The sequence below is a fragment of the Pseudomonas sp. P5_B2 genome (genome assembly GCF_056400445.1).
On sequence record NZ_JBFULH010001011.1, the window covers coordinates 1 to 1,158 of the forward strand.

Annotated in this window: 3 protein-coding genes; all 3 read left to right on the forward strand. The window is 52.2% G+C overall.

The features are described from left to right. Positions 1–93 precede the first annotated feature (93 nt). Positions 94–390 carry an integration host factor subunit beta gene (gene ihfB, locus AC1DRJ_RS28755; RefSeq protein WP_045060270.1) on the forward strand — a complete coding sequence of 99 codons (297 nt, stop codon included), beginning with the start codon at positions 94–96 and terminating at the stop codon, positions 388–390. 27 nt (positions 391–417) lie between these two features. Beyond that, complete coding sequence (locus tag AC1DRJ_RS28760; RefSeq protein WP_477805122.1) at positions 418–657, forward strand: lipopolysaccharide assembly protein LapA domain-containing protein; 240 nt, start codon at positions 418–420, stop codon at positions 655–657. Positions 658–886: 229 nt separating this feature from the next. After that, the coding region (locus AC1DRJ_RS28765; RefSeq protein ID WP_477805123.1) for a GDP-mannose 4,6-dehydratase at positions 887–1,158 on the forward strand (272 nt) is incomplete at its 3' end.

Genomic DNA, 1,158 nt, shown 5'->3' on the forward strand with positions numbered 1-1,158 from the left:
AGATATGTCAAAACTCAGGCTGTTCAAATTCTTCCGGGCATGCTAAAACCTTTGAAGCGCTTTTCCTAGCTGCTTGAAAAAGAAGGGAAAAATATGACGAAGTCGGAGTTGATCGAACGAATTGTCACCCATCAGGGGCTGCTCTCATCCAAGGATGTGGAGCTGGCCATCAAGACCATGCTTGAGCAAATGTCCCAATGCCTGGCCACTGGGGATCGTATCGAGATCCGCGGTTTTGGCAGCTTCTCTTTGCACTATCGCGCGCCGCGGGTTGGGCGTAATCCGAAGACCGGTCAGTCGGTTAGTCTGGATGGCAAGTTTGTGCCTCATTTCAAGCCGGGAAAGGAGCTTAGAGATCGGGTGAATGAGGATGAGGAGGAGGAGGTTTGACTTCCATAGTGCCTAAAGGATGTGCTCATGCGTAACCTCAAGCGCGCACTACTCGCTGTATTCGTTCTATTGCTGGTTCTCGCGGTACTTGCGTTTGTACTCGAAAATCAACAATCAGTTTCCCTGCTGTTCTTGGGGTGGGTCGGACCACAGCTGCCAGTGTCGTTACTCGTCGTCTTGGCGCTATTGGTTGGCATGACAATCGGACCGCTTCTGGGATGGCTTCTGGGACGTTCGTCCAGATCTTCACGCAAGCGCATTGTCTGATTGGAATAAACCCATGATGCACGCCGAGTTGGCAACGCAGCTTGTCTTTATCCAATAGTAAAACCCTCATTAAGCTGTAAAATGCTGCGCGTGGCCGGTAGTGGCATATGCCCACATCGGTTCAGGCTGACTCTGTCAGAAGCCTCGGCAAGCTTGATGGCTTTTGCATTCATGGATTAGACAGTGCTCGGTTGACGGCCCTGTCAGTTACTCAAGGGTATGTTTTCGCGTGAAAATTCTAGTAACCGGCGGCGCCGGATTTATCGGTTCGGCGGTCATTCGGCACATCATTTCCAACACTACCGACTTGGTCGTTAACGTCGATAAGCTTACTTACGCCGGTAATCTGGAGTCGCTGGCCGAAGTTAGCCAGAACTCGCGTTACGTGTTCGAGCGCGTCGACATCTGTGATCGTGATCAGATCGACCGGGTGCTGCGCGAACACCAGCCAGATGCCATCATGCACCTGGCGGCAGAGTCCCACGTCGACCGGTCGATTAC

What these genes read in the sequence shown, in the direction of transcription:
- ihfB (WP_045060270.1), top strand. Translation starts at nt 94, where the DNA reads ATGACGAAGTCGGAGTTGATCGAACGAATTGTCACCCATCAGGGGCTG.
- AC1DRJ_RS28760 (WP_477805122.1), top strand. Translation starts at nt 418, where the DNA reads ATGCGTAACCTCAAGCGCGCACTACTCGCTGTATTCGTTCTATTGCTG.